Source organism: Ruegeria sp. AL2 (assembly GCF_056540845.1).
Genome location: NZ_JBQFXM010000076.1, coordinates 1 through 671 on the forward strand (window position 1 = coordinate 1; position 671 = coordinate 671).

1 protein-coding gene and 1 pseudogene are annotated in these 671 nt (G+C 52.3%); one reads left to right on the forward strand and one right to left on the reverse strand.

Going from position 1 to position 671, the window contains the following annotated elements; genetic code table 11:
• On the reverse strand, positions 1–131 hold a 131-nt coding region (locus ACR0ID_RS20445; RefSeq protein ID WP_480608441.1), incomplete at its 3' end, for a transposase.
• A 121-nt stretch (positions 132–252) separates the two neighbouring features.
• Here ACR0ID_RS20445 and ACR0ID_RS20450 point away from each other — a divergent pair.
• Positions 253–671, forward strand: a pseudogene (locus ACR0ID_RS20450) (hypothetical protein); the annotation flags it as partial.

Below are 671 nucleotides of genomic sequence, written 5' to 3' on the forward strand. Positions count from 1 at the left end.
CCATTGCGGTTGATGAAAATTATCCCGCTCAGAATCCGCCTGTCGTCGACCCTTGGCTTACCGTGCGACTTTGGAAAGTAGGGTTTCAGACACGCCATCTGTGCGTCGGTCAGCCAGAAAAGACTGCTCATGTCACCGCTCTGTTTTCGGAGCCGTGAATCACGCAGCGCTCGGGAAATCAATGCATCCTGACCCTAGTAGGCGGAGTTGGAGTTAGAGTAGTCTAGACATGAACTTAACGCTTGGTTTTCTATGCACGTTGCCGGCTTTCTGATTACCCTTGGTGTCCTCTTCCTTGCCGGATTGGCGGCCGACCAGCTTGGCAGGGCCACGCATCTTCCTCGTGTTACAACCTTACTTTTCCTCGGTCTGATCGCAGGGAACGCCGGGATGGGGTTGATCCCACTCGACGTTGCCATTTGGTTCGACGAGGTATCCATTGTGGCCTTGACGATGGTCGCGTTTCTTCTTGGAGGATCTTTAACCCGAGAGAACTTGGTTCGGCATGGCCGTGCCATTCTGACGATTTCGATATCGATTGTAATTGCGACCTTTCTTATCGTGTCGGCTGGACTAACTGCGGTATTGCCAAGTTGTCTGGCATTTCGACGACGACTAAATGCAATGAATGAACATTCCATCCAGCATGCCGCGTCTGAAGGGCTTTCGCT